This is a genomic window from Lujinxingia litoralis, from assembly GCF_003260125.1.
Classification (GTDB): domain Bacteria; phylum Myxococcota_A; class Bradymonadia; order Bradymonadales; family Bradymonadaceae; genus Lujinxingia; species Lujinxingia litoralis.
Genome location: NZ_QHKO01000006.1, coordinates 84909 through 104697, shown reverse-complemented (window position 1 = coordinate 104697; position 19789 = coordinate 84909). Strand labels below are relative to the sequence as shown.

The window sequence follows — 19789 nt, the reverse complement described above, 5'->3', positions numbered from 1 at the left end:
TAGACACTCGGCCTTGTCGCACCCCCGGACGCGCATATACCCCGCAGCCTGCTCGATTTACCCCCAGAGCACGTCACCCCCACCGAACTCGGTGGGGGTGACGACGGGGCGCTCTCATCGAGGCGCCCCGCAACGCTGAACTCGGCCCTTCACTGCACCGGGAAGCCGAAGTCGAGCACATCGCGCCGGTACACGTCGGTGCTCGGCCAGCGGATGTTGGCCACGTGCCAGAAGTGCCCTTCCGAGGGGATGTACTTGTTGCGCAGCTGGAAGCGAAGCTCGCCACGAATGTAGATGCGCACCGTGGCATACGCCGCGCCCAGCCCACGGTCGGTGAAGTAGTAGACGCCTACGCCGTACTCCAGCCCCGACTCCGGATTCGAATGGTTGATATTCTCCGGACCGCCACAGCAGGTGTCGTCGATATCCAGGCGAGGATCGTCGCGGGTATCCTCGGGGTTCCCCCAGTTCGGGGCGCGCTTGTTCCAGTAGACGCTGCCATCACCGTTCCAGCGACCGTTCGGGTGCCGGTAGTGCAGGTCCAGGTCCACACCGGCGTCGGGCGTGGGGTTGCTCACCCCGGGGGCATCCCAGACCAGCTGAATGTGCACATCATCTTCCGGAATCGCCTGAATCGTCACCGTGGCCGACTCGCCGCAGCTGGCCACACCCTGGTTATCAAAGACCACCAGCTCCACCACGTAGGTGCCGGCCAGGTCCAGGTAGAGCGAGGGATCCTGGATGTTGGGGCTGGGGCTCAAACGCGCCTGCGAGTTCTCCGGAGCCTCCAGAATGCTCCACTCGTAGAACTGAATCTGGCCGTCCGGATCAAAGCTCGACCCACCCAGGAGTTCGATCGTATTGAGCGGCAACGCGGTGCCCTCGGTGAAGGTCCGCGTGGTGTTGGCGATGCGCCCCTCGGCGATGGCCACCGGGCACTCATTGTCGGTGCCCTCTCCCATCAGCTCGACCTCGTAGGGCGAAGCGACCGGGTCGTCACTCTCAATGACCATGGTCCCCTGATAACTGGCCGTCTCCGACTCCGGAGCAAAGAGCACCTGGAAGGTCGCCGAACGCGAGGGGTTAAGAATCACCGGGCTGGCGGGAAGCGCGCCGGGCAAGGGCTCCAGGTTCAGGTCGAACACCCCTTCGGGGTCTTCGGTGATGGCGATGTCCGTCAGCGTCAGCGGCGTCTCCGCGCTGCAGTTGGTGATGACCACCGAGCGACGCCCCACCTGACCGGCGGAGCTGGCACCAAAGTCCAGAAGCTCGCCGGAGTCGACCTCCATGCAGGGAGAACCGCTGTTGCCCACCAGGTCGATCGTGAAGGTCGAACTGCGGGGGTCGTTCGACAGGATCGTGATCTCACCGGTCGAGGGGTTGTTGTTGATCGGCCGGAACCACACCCGGATGTCGAAACTCTCGCCAGGCTCCAGGGTCCCAGGCCATCGATCGGTGTCACTCTCCAACTCGGCCAGTTCAGCACCCGGAGCCGGGAAGGTGATATCAAAATCGCTATTCTGCCCGGACAACACCTCCGAGATGTTGAGCGGAGTCGTCCCGATGTTGCTGACCGTGGTGCGCTGCCAGGCCTCTTCACCCGCGGGCAGGCGGTTGAAACGCACGATCTGCGGACTGAAGATCTGCGGTCCGAGCTGCGGGGTGCTCAACTCCACAATGACCTCACCATTGTTGGGGTCGTTGGAGTTGATCACGATCTCCGCGCGAGAAGGCGCGGCGCTGACCGGAATGTAGCTCACCGAGACATCATGCGACCCACCGGCGGGAATCTGCAGCGTGCGCAAGAACCCCTGGCCTCGCCGAAACTGCGGCGTCGGGCTCTCATCAACGAGCTCCATCCCCGTGATGTTGAGCGTGGACGCGCCGCCGTTGCTGATCGTCAACGTCACCTCTTCACGCTCGCCAATCGGTGTCTCCGGGAAGGTGTACTCCGAGGGCGACACCAGGATCGAGGGGGCGTTGAGTTCGGAGAGGTTGCCATCGCCGTCATCGTCGCCGCAGCCCAGCCCCAGGCTCGACAACGCCAGCAGCAGGAAGGTCAGCAAGGTGGTACGACGCGAGGCCGCAGGGGAGAAGTGAAGCGGGGTGAACATAGGTTCCTCTCAGACTTCGGAGACCGAATGTGGAGCGGGCCGGAACGGCCAAAAGGCGGGGAAGGGGGGTGTCGCGGACAAGAATCTCGCACCAGGGAGGCGCGGCCGCGTGGGGGAGTCGGGCCGCAAAGGAAGAGCTCCTCTGGGCCGAGGTTCGGCGCAAATACTAGCTATCTTCTCAAGGGCATACAAGGATCCTCCGCCCGAGAGCCGGCGCCTCCTAGATCCCCCGGACGTAGAGGTAGTACCAGTTGACCAGCGGGAGCAGGACCAACATCGCTTTAAACACCCAGTCCTCGCGGCGACTCAAATGAAGCACCAGACGCCGCCCCCGCACATAGGTCCACAGACTCAGGCCTCCCCACACGGCCAGGAGCGCGTAGAGCACGATGATCAGGGGCTGCATCGTGAGCGCTTCCCAGAGGTCGCCGCGGGTCAGCGCCAGCGTGGCGCGGGTGGCGCCACAGCTCAAACAGGGCAGGCCAAAGACGCGCTTCATCCCGCAGACCGAGAATTCAACCACACCGGTACCTACCGCCCAGGCTCCCAGGGGCATCGCAAAGAGCGGCAGCATTAAGACCGCCCCCACCGGGATCACGCCCAGCGGTCGCTGTGTGGTGTAAAGTCTCATAAAATCAGTGTATTTTGGCCTTCACCAGAGCTGCAGAAGAATGCCCACGATCTCCTCCGCCGTCAGGCGCGCGGCCTCCCCCGGGGTGAGTCCGGTGTGCACTGCCCGGCGTAACACCGCCGAGACGGCCACGCCCCGACCATACACCGCGCCGGTGGGCGTGGTGATCTCCGAGAAAAACACATCGGCCTCGGTCTCATGAAGCGTATAGGTCAGGCGCGCCGTCGTGAGGGTGCGCTCCATCGTCTCAATGGCCTTTTTGCGCGAGATGTACGCATCGGCCCAGAGGACCTCTTTCTTAAACGAGCGGGCCAGCGCCGAGGTCAACCAGCTCTCCAGGCGCCCCGAGATCCGCTCGGGATGATCGTGGGTGGCCAGCGCCACCGGCAGGCTGTCATGGAGCGGAATCACGGCCAGATCCCCCGAATCCAGCGCATCATAGAACTCGTCTTCGTCGACCTCTTCGGCGAGCTGGTCGGCGCTCTCCTCGTCGTGCTCCACGACCGCCCAGAGACCGGGGGAGAGGCGAGAGTAGGCCCCCCCGTCGGGGTCCTCGAGGTAGTCTTCCAGGAGGTCGATCCAGGCCCATTTGATATTAAAGGGGCGGCCAAACACCTCTTCGAGTTCGTCCTCGTCGAGCTCATCGTAGACGGCGGCCTTCTCATGATCGGGCTGCCACACGGGCATGGCCTGCGGGTCCAGACGACGGCGGACCTGCAGATCGTAGCGCAGCGTCTCTTCGAGGCGGTCGATAAACACGCGGATCACCCCGGCATCGTCGGCAAAGCCGTAGGTCAGCGCCACCCGGCGAGCCGCGTCCGGGCCGACCTCGGTGCCGCAGTTCTCGCAGTCGTAGCCGGCCTTTAAATGCGCGCGCTCGGCCAGCTCATCGAGCACATCCAGGCTCAGCGTATGAAAGGGGGTGCTGTGGTAGAAGCGCTGGTACTGCACATGCCCGCAGACCTGGCAGGCACAGTCCAGGTCCACCATGTACATGACCTCGGGCTCCCCACCGGGGCCGCGCTGAAAATGAAAGACAAAGGGTTCAGCCATTGAGGTCTCCAGGGGCATGGTCCAGACCCGTCACAGGGGAGCTTCCCCGGTGCCCGCGGGCCTGGTCATAGATGAGGACGCCGCTCCGGTGTCAGACGTCGAGATCGTCGACGTAGCGGGCGTTCTCCATGATGAAATCGAACCTCAACGAGGCGTCTTTCCCCATCAGATCGCCGATGACCTGATCGGTGTCCTCGCGATGCTCCTCGCGCACCACCACCTTGAGCAGGCGACGTTGCTCGGGATCCAGCGTGGTGGCCTGGAGCGTATCGGCCATCATCTCGCCGAGCCCCTTAAAGCGCTGGATGCTGATCTTTTTCTTCTTTTTGCTGCGCTCCAGCTTCTTAAGCGTGCGATCTCGCTCGTCTTCATCGAGCACCCAGAAGGTATCATTGCCCCAATCGATGCGGTAGAGCGGCGGCTGGGCGATAAAGAGGTACCCCTCGTCGATCAGGCGCGGCATGTAGCGGTAGAAGAAGGTCAGAAGCAGGGTGGAGATGTGCAGACCGTCGCTATCGGCGTCCATCAGGAGGATGATCTTGTGGTAGCGCAGCTTGGAGGCGTCGAAGTGATCGCCCAGACCACACCCCAGGGCGTCGGCCACATCGCTGAGCTCCCGGTTGCTGGAGACTTTGGAGCGGGAGGCCTGCTCGGCGTTGAGCACCTTACCGCGCAGGGGAAGAATCGCCTGGGTGCGCCGGTCGCGGCCCTGCTTGGCGTTCCCACCGGCGGAGTTCCCCTCGACGATGAAGAGCTCGCTCTCCTCGGGATCGGTGGAGGAGCAATCGGCCAGCTTGCCCGGCAGGTTCAGACGGTGGCTGACCGCGCGCTTGCGCTTGACCTGCTTGGCCGCCGAACGGCTGGCCTGACGCGCGCGGGCCGCCTGAATGATGCGCTGCGCGATGGCGTTGCCGGTGTTGGAGTTGGCGTTAAGAAAACGCTCCAGCTCCACGCGCACCAGCCCCGAGACCACACTGCGAATATCCGGGTTATTGAGCTTGGACTTGGTCTGCCCCTGAAACTGCGGGTCCATCATAAAGACGCTGATGATGGCCTTGAGCCCCTCGCGGATATCCTCGGAGGCGATGGTCAGGCTGCGGGGCACCAGATCGTGGGTATCGAAATAGGTGCGCATGGCCTTGACCACGCCATCCTTAAAGCCCTGCTCGTGGGTGCCACCGTCGGCGGTGGGGATGCCGTTGACAAAGGCGCGCAGGTCCTCGGTGGTGTCTTCGGTCCACTGCAGCGCGATCTCCACCCGGGCCACGTTGGGCGCGGCGTCGGCCTCTCGCACCACGACCACATCGGTGTGAATGGGGGGCTGATTGCTGGACTTCTGGATGTGGGCCAGAAAGTCCTTGATGCCGCCCTCATGCTTGAACTCGTGATACTGATCCTGGAGCTCATTGCGAAAGACGATGCGCAGGCCCTGGTTGAGATAACTCTTGATCTCGAGCCACTCGGCGATCAGCGCGGCATCAAAGGAGGTATCTTCAAAAATCTCGGGGTCCGGCCGGAAGAAGATCTTCGTGCCCGAGCCGCGCGCGTCGCCCAGCTCCTGAATCGGCCCCTGGGGGATGCCGCGGGAGAAGCGCTGCTCGTGCAGGATGCCATCGCGTTTAATCTGGGCCACCAGCTCGGTGCTCAGAGCGTTGACCACCGAGGAACCCACCCCGTGGAGGCCGCCGGAGGTGAAGTAGTTCTCGTTGTCGAACTTACCGCCGGCATGCAGGGTGGTCAGGATGATCTCGAGCGCGCTGCGGCCATTCTTCGGGTGAATATCCACCGGGATGCCACGGCCATTATCGCTGACCGTCATCGACTCGCCATCGGCATGCAACGTCACCTCGATGCTGGAGGCGTAGCCGTTGATGGCCTCGTCGACCGAGTTGTCGACCACCTCCCAGAGCAGGTGATGAAGCCCGGCCTTACCGGTGCCCCCGATGTACATCCCGGGACGCTTTCGAACCGGCTCCAGACCTTCGAGGATGGTGATGTCTTTGGCGGTATATTGACCTGCGGTGGCGCTCATAATCTGCCGTGTTGCAAGAGGGTAACGATGAACAGGATCGGGCGTCGGGCCGACGCCGGGGACAAGATTCATTACAACGGCGCTTTTATCAAGCGGCCCACCACGATCACCTGTTAAAATGTTCCGTAATCGCTCTCGGGTGACCGCCGGCCGAGGCGGCGACAGCGCTCGAAAAGGACAACGATGACCTACGTGCTGACCAACCTGGAGTTTGAGCTCGCGCTGAGCGGCGCCCCGGTGCCCGGGGCCGTGCGGGCGGTGTCTGCGCGCTGGTCGCATATCTTAAGGTTGCTGGAGCCTCAAGCCGAGGTGCTGGCGTGGCCCCTCGCGGGGCAGGCGCTGGAGCCGGGCCGCCGGCTCCTGGCCTGGGGGTGGACCGAAGAGGTGGTGGCCTTTGCCAACGCGGCCGGCCTCAAGGTGGGGCCGGTGGATGTCGAGGTGGTGCGCGCGGTCAACGACAAGCGTTTCGGGCTGGGGATCGAGGCGCTTCAAGGATCGGCGATTTGCGAAAGCGAGGCTCAGCTCAAGCAGGCAGTGCGGGGGCTTAAGGCCGGCTGGGTGCTCAAACACCCCTTCGGGGTCAGCGGCCGCGGACAGCTTCGGGGGCGCGGCGCCACGTTGCCAGAGGACGCGCGCAGGTGGGCGCAGCGGGTCTTTTCTCAGGGGCTGGGCGTGGTGGTGGAGCCGCGGGTCGAGATTGAGGCGGAGCGCTCGCTGCACTTTGAGATCGCCCCCGGCCAGGAGGTGCGCGAGCTGGGGATGTGCGCGCTGATGGCCGACGCCACCGGCACCTTCCGGGGGCTGGGGCTCGGGCGCGCGCTCGAGCCCCTGGAAGAAGACGCTCGCCTCTGGGAGGGCGCGCGCCGGGCGGCCCGGGAGGTGGCCGCGCGCGGGTACGTGGGCCCCCTGGGAGTCGACGCCTACGTGGGAAGCTATGCTGGCGAGCCGGTGGTGCGGGCGGTCAGCGAGCTCAACGCGCGGGTGAGTTTTGGCAGGCTGGGGCTGGCGCTGCTGGCGCGGCTGGGCTGGGCAGGCGCGCGCTGGGTGCACCCGGCCCGCTCCCAGCACCCGCCGCAGGAGGGCGGTGTCTGCTTGCCGCAGGATGTGGATCCGGCGGAGAGGTCGGGGACCTACGTCATTCAGGTGTGAGCGTTCTCCGGACGACGCTGGCTGCGTCGTCCGGGATTCGCGGTAGCTCCGAATCCGCTGACGCGCGCGCCTCCGGCCCCGTCCAGCCAGATGTGGTCGGGGCTCAAGTTGCGGTGAATGACGCCGCGTCGATGCGCGAACTCCAGGCCCTCAAGGACGGGCTCCAGCAGGATCGCGGCTGCGGTGGCATCGACGACGCCGCGGCGCAGCCGCTCCGCCAGGGTCATGGTGCCCGGGACGTCGTAGACCAGGGTCAGCGCTTCCTCGTCGTCGATAAGCTCCCGGGCCGCGCTCAGCGCGGGGTGGTCGAGACGACCGGCCAGCGCCGCCTCGCGGGTAAAGCGCATCACGACCAGGGGTTCCCCGCGCAGGTTGTGTTGCAAGATGCGCAGGTGAACGAGGCCCATCTCCCGGTCATCGTGGGCCTCCCAGAGCACTGCTCCCCGGTCGCGGCCAAGCTCGCGCATGAGGCGGTAGCGGCCTGCGAGGATGTCGTTGTCTTGCCACGTTTTCACAACACTAAACCCCTAGGTCGGTGCCAGTTCTTCGGCCGGTAGTTTCGCGACTCTATCACAGCCTAAACCCCATGCCCGTGCACGAGCTACGAGCCCGAGCGCCCGTACCAGGACGCGCTCGAGTACGAGTACCAGTACCAGCCTGAGCCCGAGCACCAATCCGAAGATGATTGCTGGCTTGATCGCGTACCTGCATCATGACCTGACCGAGACGCGACGGACACGTGACCCTTAGCGCTGCGGACGCCCCCCCGCAGCACCTTTTCAGATATCAAAGTGGCGAGATGGATATGACCGACTCCTCCCAAAAATCGCCAGAGCGCGACGCCTTACCCCGACGCATTGGCGAGCGCTTTGAGCTTCAACGCCTCCTCGGCGAAGGCGGCTTTGGCGCCACCTATGTCGCCCTGGATCTGGAGAGCGGCCGCGACGTCGCCATCAAAGTCTTGCACCTGGAGCGCATTGAGGACTGGAAGGCGCTGGAGCTCTTTGAGCGTGAAGCCCGGGTGCTCAAACATCTCGACCACCCCCGCATCCCCGACTACATCGACTTCATCAGTGCCGAATCCACCGGCCAGGCCTACCTCGCCCAGGAACTCGCCAGGGGCCAGTCGATCGGCGAGCTGTTACGCGATGGCCGACGCTTCACGGAGGCCGAAGCAAAAGAGGTCGCCCGCCAGGTTCTGGAGGTGCTCGTTTACCTGGGCGGCCTGCGACCCCAGGTCGTGCACCGCGATCTCAAACCCGACAACCTGCTGCTGGACGGGGACTCGATCTCCGTCGTGGATTTTGGCGCCGTGCGGGAGGTCGCGCGCAAGCTCGGTCACCACTCCACCGTCGCCGGCACCTTTGGCTACATGGCCCCCGAGCAGCTCATGGGCCGGGCCTCACCCGCCTCCGACCTCTTTGCCCTGGGCATGACGCTGATCCACATGCTCAGCGGCGTCTCCCCTGACACCATGGAACAACGCCGCGGTAAGCCCCTCTTTCGCGAACAGTGTGTGATCTCGGAGGGTTTTGCCGACCTGCTCGATCAGATGATCGAACCCATCATGGAGGACCGTTTCGACTCCGCCGAGCGTTGCCTGGAGTTGCTCGACCGGCTCAAAGACGCCGAACTCCCCCGCAAGCATCGGCGCCGGCCCAGAGACCGCCCTGCCTTGCCACCTCAAGAAACGCTCAGCGAGGGATGCGTCCAGATCGTTGCCCGCGGCCCCGGTTCCTGGAGGATCTCGATCCGTCCTCCTACCGCTCGCATCCACAAAGCGTTGGGGGTGTTCGGTCACATTCTGGCCATAATGTTCATGGGTTTCCTGGCCAATGCCGCCTCATCCATCATCCTTTTCCTCTCCACAACTGCTGGGGTTGAGCCAACCGACTCCATCACCGAAAACCTTCTGGGTTATCTCTTTCTGGCTCTGATCATCGCTGCAAGATACTTCACCTACATCGACACCTACCGAGGCGGCGACATTGAGATCGAGCAGGACACCATTTCCATCAAGGTGAGATACTCCTTCAAGCCCGAGCTGCTCGGCTCGCTCGCGGACCTCAGAACCTCCCTGGTTTTCCCGAAAAATGGCGCGTCCTATGGCAAAATTTGCCTTCATCTCCACGAGGACCAGAGAGTCCTCCACCTGCTTACCTCCGACGAGATCCATCACCTGATCGCATTTCTCGAAATTCTCGAAGCACCCCACACGTCGGTCTTGGACTCGAAGTCCGCCCTCCCATCTCAACCGGTTTACGAGCCCGAACCTGCGCAAGAAGCGTCGGCCGAGCACACCACCTGACCCACCAGGTCCATGGCTCCGCGCAGCAGAAGCAATGCTCCAGAGAGGCCCCGGTATCCTGGTTAAGTGGGACGCTCTGACTCCGAAAGGGCTCGTCACTTCTCCCCCCCACCCCTCTTTGCTACCCTCGCGGGCATTACACCCAACCTGCAGTCAGCGGGGCGCATGGTCGTCATGTCAGCCGCTGAGGTTGCGCTACCCTCAAGGGGAGGTATCGCAATGCGCATTGTGTCTCAGAGTGAATTCTTCAACTCCTATGTTCTTCCGCCCTCGCGCCTGGGCTGGGCGGCGCGGCGAGCCCGGGAGGGGATTGGGAAGGTGGAGCCGGCGGCGCCGCCGGAGATCGGGGCGTGCAATGAGGGGCTGATCGCCATGACGGAGCATTACGCCGAGCGCCACCGCGCCTGGCAGGCCGCCCGCAGCGAAAGGGCGGACCCTGAGCTCGCGTTGAGCGATCACAAGCTCGACAAGAGTTTTTCCAATTTTGTCAGCCGCGCCCGCATGGAAATCGAGGATCACGGGGAGCACTCCCCGCGCGGCAAAGCCGCCCAACGCCTGCTCACCGGGCCGCTCAACGTGGAGGTGCACGCGGTGACCAACGTCGCCCGCGAGGATCAGGAGGCGATGCTGCGCTCCATCCTCACCGACCTCGACGCCAGCCATCTTCGGGACATCGAGGCCTGCGGGCTGCTCGCCTCCTATGCGGTGCTTCAGGCCGATTTTAAGGCCTTTGCCGAAGCGATGAGCCAGGCCATCAAAAGCGAGGCCGCTCCGACCACCGAGGAGCTCCAGCAGCTGGCGGCCGATATCTCGTCCAAAAGCGTGGAGCTGATCCACCGCGTCAACGGCGCCTACCCCACCACCAGCGAGGAGGATCGTAAGAATCGCTCGCTGATTCTGGGGCCCTTTGCGCTGCAAAATGACCGCGCCGCGGCGTTTTACCGCAAGAGCCGCGGCCAGAACCGCCTCCCGGACATCGATCCCGAAAGCGACGTCGACATCATCGTCGACGACCAGGCCAACGCCGACGCTCCGACTCCCGGCGACGAGGTGCCGCAGCCGGCCTGACACTGAACGCCCATTCAAGGTTAGTGATAAAAAAAGGGCTCTGGAGCACCCGAATCCCGCTTCGATGACGCGCGGGAGGCCTCCAGAGCCCTTTTTTCGTTCATCGATGACGCGCGGAAGGCCTCCCGAGCCCTCGGGGCACTCATCGATGAAGCGCGGGAGGCCTCCAGAGCCCTCGGGGCACTCATCGATGAAGCGCGGGAGGCCTCCAGAGCCTCTATTTCGTTCATCGATGAAGCGCGGAAGGCCTCCAGAGCCTTCGGGACGCTCATCCAACGCCGAGCGCCCCGGGACGAAGCCAGCGACGTCGTCAGGGATTCGCAGTAGCGCTGATTCATCCTCGAAGTCGAGGTCGAGCTACGAGCACGAGCACGAGGTCGAGCACGAGGTCGAGCACGAGTACGAGGTCGAGGTCGAGGTCGAGCACGAGTACGAGTACGAGCACGAGGTCGAGCACGAGCACGAGCACGAGCACGAGCACGAGCACGAGTACGAGCACGAGGTCGAGTACGAGGTCGAGGTCGAGTACGAGGTCGAGCACGAGCACGAGCCCGAGCACGAGCTACGAGCACGAGCACGAGCACGAGCACGAGCACGAGCACGAGCTACGAGCTACGAGCACGACCTCACCTCAGCGATACTCGTCCTTCAGCCCCGTCGGCATGCAACGCGGGCAGGGGCAAAGCTCCCGCAGGCGCTGGAAGGAGTAGATGCCGGTGTCGTGCCCGTCGGCAAATACGATGTTGATGGCGTAGTTGCCCACCTGGCGCACGTCGACGACCTCGGCCTGGGCCGGCTCATGCTCGATGAATCGGTGCGGGCCGCTGGTGTGCCCCTGACAGCGGGCGCAGGGGCAGAACCCGCGCAGGTAGCGCGTGGGGTAGACCGACTCGTGATCATCGCTAAAGCTCATGCGCAGCGCGCGTTGAGCCGATTTGTATTCGATTTCGGTGGGGTGAGGGACGTAACCCATAAGAAGGACCGGGGTGTGGGTGAGGTTGGGTCGGGGCTTGAGCCGCGCGGATGATAAGCGGCGGGGGCGTCGGGGCCAAGGGGCTCGGGCTCGGGCTCGGGCTCGTACTCGTACTCGGGCTCGGGCTCGGGCTCGGGCTCGGGCTCGGGCTCGGGCTCGGGCTCGGGCTCGGGCTCGTTCTCGTTCTCGTACTCGTACTCGGGCTCGGGCTCGGGCTCGGGCTCGGGCTCGGGCTCGTACTCGTACTCGGGCTCGGGATCGTACTCGGGCTCGGGCTCGGCGCTCGAACATATGACCCGAGCCGCATCCAGGGCGACGATTGGCAAGGAGCAAGGAGGAGCGTGTAGCAGCGCTACCGCGACGACGCAGCAACGACGCCAGCGTCGTCCTGGGGCGCTCGGCGCTCGAACATGACCCGAGCCGCACCCAGGGCGACGACGCAGCAACGACGCCAGCGGCGGACTGGGCCGCTCGGGCTTGGGGGGGCGGTTGTGGGGTGCCGGGGGGGGCTTGACCGGTCGGCGTGTGCCTTAGCTTTGAGGTGTACTGACGAGGGCGCCGAAAACGACGCTCGCCACTGGATGCTGATTGTTCTCACACGTTCGTAAGGAGAAGACCATGATCGAAGCCAGCGAGTTGATGACCGGAAACCCCGAGCGCGCCGACGTCACCGATCCCCTGCGCGAAGTCATCCGCAAGCTCATTGAGCTCGATGTACGCCACCTGCCCATCGTCGAGAATAACGAACTTGTGGGCATGATCAGCGACCGCGACCTTCAGGGGCTGATGGTCCCCGACGGCTCCGATCTGGAGGTGATGCGCCTGAGCGACCCGCGCTTTGATCAGTCGGTGAGCAGTGTGATGCAGGGCGACGTGATCTCGGTGCACCCGGAGACCAACATCAACGACGTCATCGAGTTGATGATCGACCAGAAAATCGGCGCGGTGCCGGTGGTCGACCCCATCACCGGCACGCTGGTGGGCATCGTCAGCTACGTCGACGTGATCCGCGAGGCCCGCGACTACTTCAGCGGCGAGTCGGTCGGCGCGCCTTAAAGACCTCGCTAAGAGCAACGCGCCGCGAGGGTGTGTTCCACCCTCGCGGCGCGCTTTTCCTCCGGACGAACCTTTGGGGGGCCCTCACTCGTAGAGCGAGGAGAGCGTCATCAGACGCTGCACGATCTCCTGCGGCTGGAGCTCGCCATGAGCCAGCGCCGCCGCCCCCTCCAAAAGATGGAGCTCCAGATCGGCGTGCTCCGCGCTGGAGGCCAGCGCCGCCAGCAGCTCCAGGAGCTCCTTTGCCTGGGGCCCGTAGCGCTTCACCAGCCCCTTCACATCGCTGCCGGGCTCTTTGCCCAGGTGGCGGCCGATCTGAAAATCGACCGAGCCCGTCAGGTGCGTATCGGCATAGAGCGCCCCGGCCCCGGCCAGGCCAAAGGCCGTGCGTTCAAACCCCTGGCGAAAGACCACAAAACGCGACATCTCGGCCAGCCCCCGGGCAAAGAGCGTGGCCTGGAGGCTGGAGCCAAGCTGAAGCGCGTCGGCCAGCCCGCTGAGCAGCGCGATCACCCGGGAGTAGGCCCCGCAGACCTGAGCCCCGATGAGGTCCTGGGAGCGGTAGACGCGAAAATTCTCCGACATCATCGCGTCCTCCACCAGGTCATGCACCTCGGGGAAGAGCGAGGCGCAGACCGCCGAGGCCGGGCGGCCGGCCTCCACATCCACACCGAGCATCGGGCCGCCCAGATAGCCGATGCGCCGGGTGGGGGTCTCCTCCTCCAGAATGGTCGAGACGCACTTAAGGGTGCCCGGCTCCAGATCGCGCAGCGTGTGCACGATGACGTGGCGACCGGTGAGCACATCGCCGAGTTTGCGCGCGGTAAAACGGCAGCTGGCCGCCGGGGCCGAGAACACGATCAGCGTCGCCTCGGCCAACTCCGCCAGCTCCACGCGCTGGCCCGGGAGCACATCCTCGTCACTGGACTCCCCCGGGTGCCAGACCTTGACCTGACACTGTCCCCTGGCGAGCACATGGCGGGCGACCTCTCCCACGCCGGTGGAACCCACAAAGCCTACACTGATCATCTGTCATCCTTGGAGGAGAGAAGTGCTCAAAAAAGCGGCTTAAAGTGCGTTGTGGCCGAGCCCAAAGCCTGCTAGAGCGCGGCGCAGGCAGATTGCGCGGTGCGCCGGTTCCATCTGAGTTCGGCCCCAGAGCGATCATGAACATACCAGAGCAAGGTGTAAGACCTGATGGAGCAGCTTTCAACCTCGGCCGGGCCCGACGATACCTTTGTGATCGCCACCACAAACGCCGGCAAACGCCGGGAGATCGCCGCCAGTCTGGGCGATTTGCTCGCCACCCGGTGGCAGGTCCTGGATCGCCAGAGCTTCCCGCGCCCGCTCGACGCCGTGATCGAAGACGCCGACAGCTTCGAGGGCAACGCCATCAAAAAGGGGCTCTGGACGGCTCGCGACACCGAATGCGTCTCGCTGGCCGATGACTCCGGGCTGGTGGTCGACGCGCTGGGCGGCGCTCCCGGGGTCACCAGCGCCCGCTACGCCGGCGAAGACGCCGATGATGCGGCCAACAACGCAAAGCTCATCGCCGCGGTGCAGGCCCTCGATCCCCAGAGCTGGGCCGGGGCGCTCGGGCCGGCGGCGCGCTTTGAGAGCGTGATCTGCCTGGTCCTGGGACCCGGCGCGGTGGGGCGCGCGCTCCTGGCCCGCTGCGGCCTGACCCTGGACGAGGTCCCCGGCGGCGCCCCGCGCAACGAGGGCGAGCTGGTACGGGTGGGAGATCTGGCCGTGGTGTGGTTTCGCGGGACGGTGGAGGGCCAGATCCTCACCGAGCCCCGGGGCGAAGGCGGCTTTGGCTACGACCCCTACTTCTACGTCCCCTCGCTCGGGCGCACGATGGCCGAGCTGACGCTGGAAGAAAAAGGCGCGATCAGCCACCGCGGGCAGGCCCTCCACAAAGTCCGGACCTTTTTTGGCGCGCGCTGAGCTTTCCACCGCGTTTTCAACGCGGTAGCACGCCATCGTGACTCACTCCTTCGGGGGAGACTATGAAGAAGGCTCACTGCCTTCCTTAGCGCTCCCCTGAATCGAGTGGTTCCGATGTCTGAGCCTCACCTGCCCGAATCCCGCGGCCTGCAACGCCATGCGACCGCGCTCGCCATGCTGGCCACACTCGCGCTGACCCCGAGCGCCGGCAGCGGGTGCGCCTTGACCACCATGGAGAGCGCGCGCCAGCTCAACGCCGGGGAGACCGTGGTAAGCGGCGCGATCGAGTACCCGGGTTACGTCTACTTCCCCAACATCGCGGTCTCGGCCAAGCATGGTCTGGGAGATCTGGGCGATATCGGCGCCCAGGTTGCCAGCAGCTACTCCACCGCTCGCCTGGGACTTTCGGCGCGCCTCTATCCCAGCGACTGGCTGACCCTGAGTATGCAGGTCGAGGGCTACATCCTCCTCGGCCATCTTTTGGGCTATCAGGATTGGTCGGTGTACGGGATGGAAGAGAATACGCTCAACGTCACCCATCGCATCTCCACCGCCGCCAAACCCGACCGCCCCCTCTACGGAGGCGTGCAGCTCATCGGCATCGCCACCTACCTCGACAACGGCTCCCTGCTCTCGGACTTCGACATTGGTATCGGGTTGCTCGGCGCGTTTATCGGCAGGGAAGTGGCGCTCTCCCCCCGGTGGAACCTGCAGTACGAGCTGCTCATCCATCCTTTTTTGACCGAATTCTCCGGACTGGAAAAGTTGCTCATTCCCCACGTCCAGATCAGCGTCGGGCTGCATTACCGCTTCGGCGAAAAGCCTCAGGCGCCGAGACTTCCCGAGGCCTCCTTTTAGCCCGGGAGGCCGAGCTGACGTGCCCCTCGACGTTCCGGGCATTCCTCTCTATAGATCGCAGCCATGGAATCGACGGGGTTCAAGATGCGTGACCGACGATGCGGACCGGCCTGACGCCGGCGCCGACGACGATATCGATGAGGAGTGGAGATGTTGCCAGTGAATATTCGTCAGACCACGGCGCTGATCGCGCTGATCGCCGGGCTTAGCTCGGGGTGCTCGTTTACAACGATGGAGACCGCTCGCCAGCTCGAGAGTGGGGAGGCCGTGGTCGGCGGCTCGCTCGACTGGCCGGGGCTGCTCTACATCCCCCGGGCCTCGGCCTACGGGAAGGTCGGCGTAGGCGATAAGGCCGACCTGGGCCTCCAGGCCGGCTTTGCCTTCATGACCGCCAACCTCGGGGCGAGCGCGCGCCTCTACCCCAGTGACTGGCTGACGCTGAGCCTGCAGACCGAGACGGTGTTTGTGCTCGGAGACAGCAACGATTTTTCCTTCGGATCCGACGGGCGCCGCGCGGCGTTGATCAACTTCACCCCGCGCGTCTCCACCGCCCTCAACGAGGGGGATCTCTTCTACGCGGGGGTCCAGTCCAACGTGATGACCGGCTTTGAGAGCAACGACAGCGGCACCGGCAGCACCTACCAGTTCCGGGGCGCGACCCTGGGAGGCTTCGTGGGCCTGGAATACGACCTGCGAGAACGCCTCGCGCTTCAGGCCGAGTTCATCATGATGCCCGTCTCCGTCGACGAAGAAGGCCGCATGAACGTGCTGTTTTTTGGCGAGTCGGGCATCCCGGCGCTCGCCCAACTCAGCGTGGGGATGAACTACCGCTTCGGGGGCAGCGAACCGCTGGCGACGATCCCGGCATCCAGCGATGCGCCCGCCCAGGTGCAGGCCCCCGCAGAGCCCGCGCGCCCCACAGAACCCGCGCCTGAACCCGAGCCCGAAAAACCGCAGTACGACAAGAGCGGCGTTCCGATCTACTGATCCCTCCCCCGCGTCGCGCGTCCCGTGCTCGGGCTCGTTCTCGGGCTCGGGCTCGGGCTCGGGCTCGTGCTCGGGCTCGTTCTCGGGCTCGGGCTCGACCTCGTGAACGCCCAAACGTCCTCACACATCGACCAGCATCTCGAGCGTTCTCGCAGGCCCCCCAACCCGAACACTAGGACCGGGTATGCCCGGAGGCATGTCTCAGGTTCCTGAGGAAAACATCTTTCTTCGGAGCGCCGGAAACTACTCCGGTAGGAGCGGCCTGGACCGCCTCGGATATGGTGGGGGGTAAGGGGCGCGCGGTCGTACTGATGGACGTGGACTGGTTCCGCCGGAGCGGTGCCAGCGCGTTTATCGAGAATGTTCAGACCTTTTTGTGCGATGACAGCGACGGCGACGGCGTCTGTGCTGCGCGCGATGCCTTTGACGCTCTGCCCGATGCCTACAGCACCCGTGAGGATTCGTCGCTCGACGTGGTCGCGCCCGGGGTGTTGGGCAATGACGTGTATGAAGGCAACAGAACGAAGATCGCGCAGCTCTTGAGCGAACCGACCCACGGTCAGCTCGTGTGGAACACCGATGGTTCGTTCAGCTACTCGCCCGACGCGAACTTCAACGGCACTGATTCGTTCACCTACCGGGCGACGGACGGGGTGAAACACACATTGCCGCTGACGGTGACGATCACGGTGACGCCGGTCAACGACGCGCCCTTCTTTGTGGACCCCACCCCCGAAGACGGCACGGTGTTTGAGGTTGGCGAGGGCGAGCTGCTGGAGATTCAGTTTCTGGCCGACGATGTGGACGGCGAGTTGCTGACCTACAGCGCCGGGGCTCTTCCCGCGGGGGCGCAGCTCTATGCGATGACTGGCGAGCTGATGTGGTCGCCGACCTGGGAGGCGGCTGGAAGTCACGAGGCGGTGATCTGGGTGAACGATGGCTATCTCAGAGATGAGCGCACCATCACGCTGATCTCCACCTTCCTGGATAACGATGAGGATGGCCTCCCCGACACCTGGGAGCTCTCGGTGGGGCTTGATCCGACGACTCCCGACAGCGACGACGACGGCATCTCCGATGGCGAGGAGGTGGGAGACGATCTGGCGAACCCCATCGACACCGATGAGGATGAGGTGATCGACGCGCTTGATGACGACAGCGACGGCGACGGCATCCCCGACAGCGAAGAAGCCGGCGACAGCGACCTGGCCACGCCCGCGATCGATAGCGATAACGACGGCACGCCCGACTTCCGCTCGCCAGATAGCGACGGCGACGGCGTCGACGACGGCGATGATAACTGCCGCCTGGTGGCCAACGCCGATCAGCTCGACACCGATGATGACGGCGTGGGCGACGCCTGCTCCGACGATAAGGATGGCGACGGCGAGGACGATGCCTTCGACAACTGCCCGCTCATCGCCAACGCCGGCCAGGCCGACCTCGACGACGATGGCGTGGGCGATGTGTGCGACGGTGACCTCGATGGCGATGAGGTCGATAACGACGACGACAACTGCCCGCTTATCGCCAACGCCGATCAGGCCGACCTCGACGGCGACGGCATCGGCGACGCCTGCGACGAGGACATCGACGGCGATGGTCTGACCAACGACGAAGAAGACGAGCTGGGCACCGACCCGGATAATTCTGACACCGATGACGATGGCTATGAGGATGGTGAGGAGGTCGAGCAGGGGACCGACCCCAACGATCCTCATAGCTTCCCGGGAAGCTGGGAGTCGCTTTCGGGCTCAGGCTGCTCCTCGACGGGTTCGACGCCCTCAAGCCTTGCGTGGGTTCTGGCGGCGCTGGGTGCGCTGGGTTGGCGTCGGCGCCGCGCTGAGAAGGGCTGCTAAGCCGGCCTGATACGACCTGCGCTCATGAGCGCCGACGCCCCGCACCTTGTAAAAGAGGTACGGGGCTTTTTTATGCGGCTGCGGGCTCGGGCTCGACCACTTCCGGGGGGCGAACATCCGGGCGCTTCAGACGCCTCCCGGGCTGCGACCTTGCCCTTCGTCTCCATTGGGCGTTTGCAACGCCGGGTGGCGCATCGCAGGCGTGCGATATCGCCGATATCAGGGGGCAGGAAGCACCGCTTTTAAGTGATTTTGTGTACGTGGTGAGCAGGCGGAGGCTTCATTCGATCCCCGCAGAGCTCATTAGGACGGATCACGTTAAATAATTCGGCTGAGTTCACGTCTTTGTGCTGGCGTAAATTCAGGCAGATTCAGTTCGAAGGATAGTTATGAGAATTCAAACGCAATGTGTACTAACGGCAAGTCTGTTGATGATGTTGGTCGGCTGTGCTCATAAGAGCGTGGAGCGCACCGTCAGCGCCGACGCTGTGGGCCAGCCGGGCCAGACTCGGCAGGTGAACTATTTGGACTCCCCGATGGGGGCCGGCCCTCACTCTGAAACTACGCCGTCCGGGGTGCTGCGTTCGGCGGTTGTTGATGAGGCGGAGCTCAGCTCGCTGACTGAGAGCGAGGTTTGCGTCCGTTATGTGGCGCGTTCGAGTATTAACCTTGATGAGCCGCTTTCATTTTACGAGGTGAAGCTCAACGGTAACCCGGTGACCTTCGACGATGAGGAGGTCAGCGTGGTGGACCATTTCTATTCGGGGCGCGAGAGCGTATTTGCGATCGAGGGAGTGGTGGCCGACACCTTTAATGCGCTCAACGTGACGCGCCCGACCGAGCAATCCTATCGAGTGATCGAGCGGCGCGCCGAGGTATGCGGGCCGCGCAGCACGACCGGTCGGGAGCTTCTGGAGTTGCAGATCCCGGCAGGGCCGATGGATGCCACCTGGGGGCAGAAGTTCGCCTGGACGGTGCGCTAAACTCGGGCTCGGGCTCGCTTACGAACATCACCCAACCCGCGCGAATCCAGGGCGACGATTGGCAAGGAGCAAGGAGGAGCGTGTAGCAGCGCTACCGCGACGACGCAGCAACGAAGCCAGCGGCGGACTGGGGCGCTCGGGCTCAACTCGCCGGGGGACGCTCATCAAACTCCGGATGGGGGTGAGTGCGGTCTTTGCGCAGCACGATCAGCGCGGCGTCGTGATGCAGCTCCCGCAGGCGGCGGCGTTGCAGGCCGGCCTGCTCCAACAACGCCTCCAGATCAAACTTCTCCAGCTCCGGGTGATGCTCGCGGGCCAGGAGCAGGGTGCGCCAGAGCGCCTCTTTGGCCTGCACGCCGCTTAGCGCCCCCTCCAGCTCCACCAGACGGCTTAAGTGGGAGTAGCGCACCACCTCGTTGTTGAGTTTGAGGCGCCCCATCTTCTCGGCCATCCACACCCCGGCGCCTTTGAGGCGAGATGGCGAGATCTCCAGCTCCTTGAGGATGGCCCGCAGGAGGGTGACCTCGTCTTCGATGGCTTCGGCGATCTCGGCCATGGTGTGGCCAATGGGGTTGGCGCTGTTTTCTCTGGCGATGCGCCGCGCCAACTCCAGCCCGCCGGTCGCGGCGGCGTAGTGATCGCGAAGGTAGGTCTGCAGGTAGAGGCGTTCGCTCATGATCGAATCCGCGGGGTAGAAATGGTTTGAGCTCACCGAAAGACGCTGCGATGAAGATGGGCACCGAGCCTTCGTCTACCAAACGCCCCCAC

At 64.4% G+C, this 19789-nt stretch carries 19 protein-coding genes; 9 read left to right on the top strand and 10 right to left on the bottom strand.

Translation table 11 applies throughout. The annotated features are described in order from the left end of the window. Nucleotides 1–149: 149 nt before the first annotated feature. From DL240_RS13790 to DL240_RS13775, 4 genes are all read right to left on the bottom strand, one after another. Nucleotides 150–2114, bottom strand: coding sequence for a choice-of-anchor D domain-containing protein (locus DL240_RS13790; protein ID WP_111730489.1), 1965 nt, complete (start codon nucleotides 2112–2114; stop codon nucleotides 150–152). Between the two features lie 220 nt (nucleotides 2115–2334). Beyond that, a complete protein-coding gene (locus DL240_RS13785) occupies nucleotides 2335–2745 on the bottom strand; it encodes a DUF2752 domain-containing protein (RefSeq protein ID WP_111730488.1) in 411 nt (136 codons plus the stop codon). A gap of 21 nt (nucleotides 2746–2766) precedes the next feature. Beyond that, entirely contained in the window at nucleotides 2767–3798 is a 1032-nt protein-coding gene (locus DL240_RS13780; protein WP_111730487.1) for a hypothetical protein, read from the bottom strand. Nucleotides 3799–3889: 91 nt separating this feature from the next. After that, nucleotides 3890–5830: a DNA gyrase/topoisomerase IV subunit B gene (locus DL240_RS13775; protein ID WP_111730486.1), complete on the bottom strand. Its 1941-nt coding sequence runs from the start codon at nucleotides 5828–5830 to the stop codon at nucleotides 3890–3892. Nucleotides 5831–6013: 183 nt separating this feature from the next. Between DL240_RS13775 and DL240_RS13770 the strand changes: the two genes are divergently transcribed. Further along, complete coding sequence (locus tag DL240_RS13770) at nucleotides 6014–6979, top strand: hypothetical protein (RefSeq protein ID WP_111730485.1); 966 nt, start codon at nucleotides 6014–6016, stop codon at nucleotides 6977–6979. Here DL240_RS13770 and DL240_RS13765 read toward each other — a convergent pair. Further along, nucleotides 6970–7494 (bottom strand): protein kinase domain-containing protein, encoded by a 525-nt coding sequence (locus tag DL240_RS13765; RefSeq protein ID WP_111730484.1) that lies wholly within the window; start codon nucleotides 7492–7494, stop codon nucleotides 6970–6972. The two genes, DL240_RS13770 and DL240_RS13765, sit on opposite strands and share 10 nt — an antisense overlap. 290 nt (nucleotides 7495–7784) lie before the next feature. On the opposite strand from DL240_RS13765, the gene DL240_RS13760 reads away from it, so the two are divergent. Both DL240_RS13760 and DL240_RS13755 read left to right on the top strand, forming a co-directional pair. Further along, nucleotides 7785–9287 (top strand): serine/threonine protein kinase, encoded by a 1503-nt coding sequence (locus DL240_RS13760; protein WP_158542570.1) that lies wholly within the window; start codon nucleotides 7785–7787, stop codon nucleotides 9285–9287. A gap of 219 nt (nucleotides 9288–9506) precedes the next feature. Beyond that, a complete protein-coding gene (locus DL240_RS13755) occupies nucleotides 9507–10355 on the top strand; it encodes a hypothetical protein (protein WP_111730482.1) in 849 nt (282 codons plus the stop codon). A 334-nt stretch (nucleotides 10356–10689) separates the two neighbouring features. Here DL240_RS13755 and DL240_RS19685 read toward each other — a convergent pair whose 3' ends face one another. The 3 genes from DL240_RS19685 to DL240_RS20275 form a co-directional block, all read right to left on the bottom strand. Beyond that, nucleotides 10690–10902, bottom strand: coding sequence for a hypothetical protein (locus DL240_RS19685; protein WP_146618298.1), 213 nt, complete (start codon nucleotides 10900–10902; stop codon nucleotides 10690–10692). An 84-nt stretch (nucleotides 10903–10986) separates the two neighbouring features. After that, complete coding sequence (locus DL240_RS13750; protein ID WP_158542569.1) at nucleotides 10987–11268, bottom strand: gamma-butyrobetaine hydroxylase-like domain-containing protein; 282 nt, start codon at nucleotides 11266–11268, stop codon at nucleotides 10987–10989. Next, nucleotides 11265–11654, bottom strand: a complete 390-nt coding sequence (locus DL240_RS20275) for a hypothetical protein (RefSeq protein ID WP_199589818.1) — start codon at nucleotides 11652–11654, stop codon at nucleotides 11265–11267. Before DL240_RS20275 ends, DL240_RS13750 begins: the two co-directional genes overlap by 4 nt. Before the next feature lie 292 nt (nucleotides 11655–11946). On the opposite strand from DL240_RS20275, the gene DL240_RS13740 reads away from it, so the two are divergent. Next, entirely contained in the window at nucleotides 11947–12384 is a 438-nt protein-coding gene (locus DL240_RS13740; RefSeq protein ID WP_111730480.1) for a CBS domain-containing protein, read from the top strand. Nucleotides 12385–12468: 84 nt separating this feature from the next. On the opposite strand, the gene DL240_RS13735 is transcribed toward DL240_RS13740, so the two are convergent. Further along, nucleotides 12469–13413 (bottom strand): hypothetical protein, encoded by a 945-nt coding sequence (locus DL240_RS13735; RefSeq protein ID WP_111730479.1) that lies wholly within the window; start codon nucleotides 13411–13413, stop codon nucleotides 12469–12471. 168 nt (nucleotides 13414–13581) lie between these two features. On the opposite strand from DL240_RS13735, the gene DL240_RS13730 reads away from it, so the two are divergent. The 5 genes from DL240_RS13730 (at nucleotide 13582) to DL240_RS13710 (ending at nucleotide 19021) form a co-directional block, all read left to right on the top strand. Next, the gene (locus DL240_RS13730; RefSeq protein WP_111730478.1) at nucleotides 13582–14334 is read left to right on the top strand and encodes a non-canonical purine NTP pyrophosphatase; all 753 of its coding nucleotides are present in this window, start codon (nucleotides 13582–13584) and stop codon (nucleotides 14332–14334) included. Nucleotides 14335–14448: 114 nt separating this feature from the next. Then, nucleotides 14449–15192, top strand: a complete 744-nt coding sequence (locus tag DL240_RS13725; RefSeq protein ID WP_111730477.1) for a hypothetical protein — start codon at nucleotides 14449–14451, stop codon at nucleotides 15190–15192. A 150-nt stretch (nucleotides 15193–15342) separates the two neighbouring features. Beyond that, a complete protein-coding gene (locus DL240_RS13720; protein WP_111730476.1) occupies nucleotides 15343–16179 on the top strand; it encodes a hypothetical protein in 837 nt (278 codons plus the stop codon). Nucleotides 16180–16457: 278 nt separating this feature from the next. Continuing rightward, nucleotides 16458–18038, top strand: a complete 1581-nt coding sequence (locus DL240_RS20270; protein WP_111730475.1) for an Ig-like domain-containing protein — start codon at nucleotides 16458–16460, stop codon at nucleotides 18036–18038. 389 nt (nucleotides 18039–18427) lie between these two features. Beyond that, complete coding sequence (locus tag DL240_RS13710; RefSeq protein ID WP_146618297.1) at nucleotides 18428–19021, top strand: hypothetical protein; 594 nt, start codon at nucleotides 18428–18430, stop codon at nucleotides 19019–19021. Between the two features lie 142 nt (nucleotides 19022–19163). Here the strand turns inward: DL240_RS13710 and DL240_RS13705 are convergent, their stop codons facing one another. Further along, entirely contained in the window at nucleotides 19164–19697 is a 534-nt protein-coding gene (locus tag DL240_RS13705) for a hypothetical protein (RefSeq protein WP_111730473.1), read from the bottom strand. Nucleotides 19698–19789 lie beyond the last annotated feature (92 nt).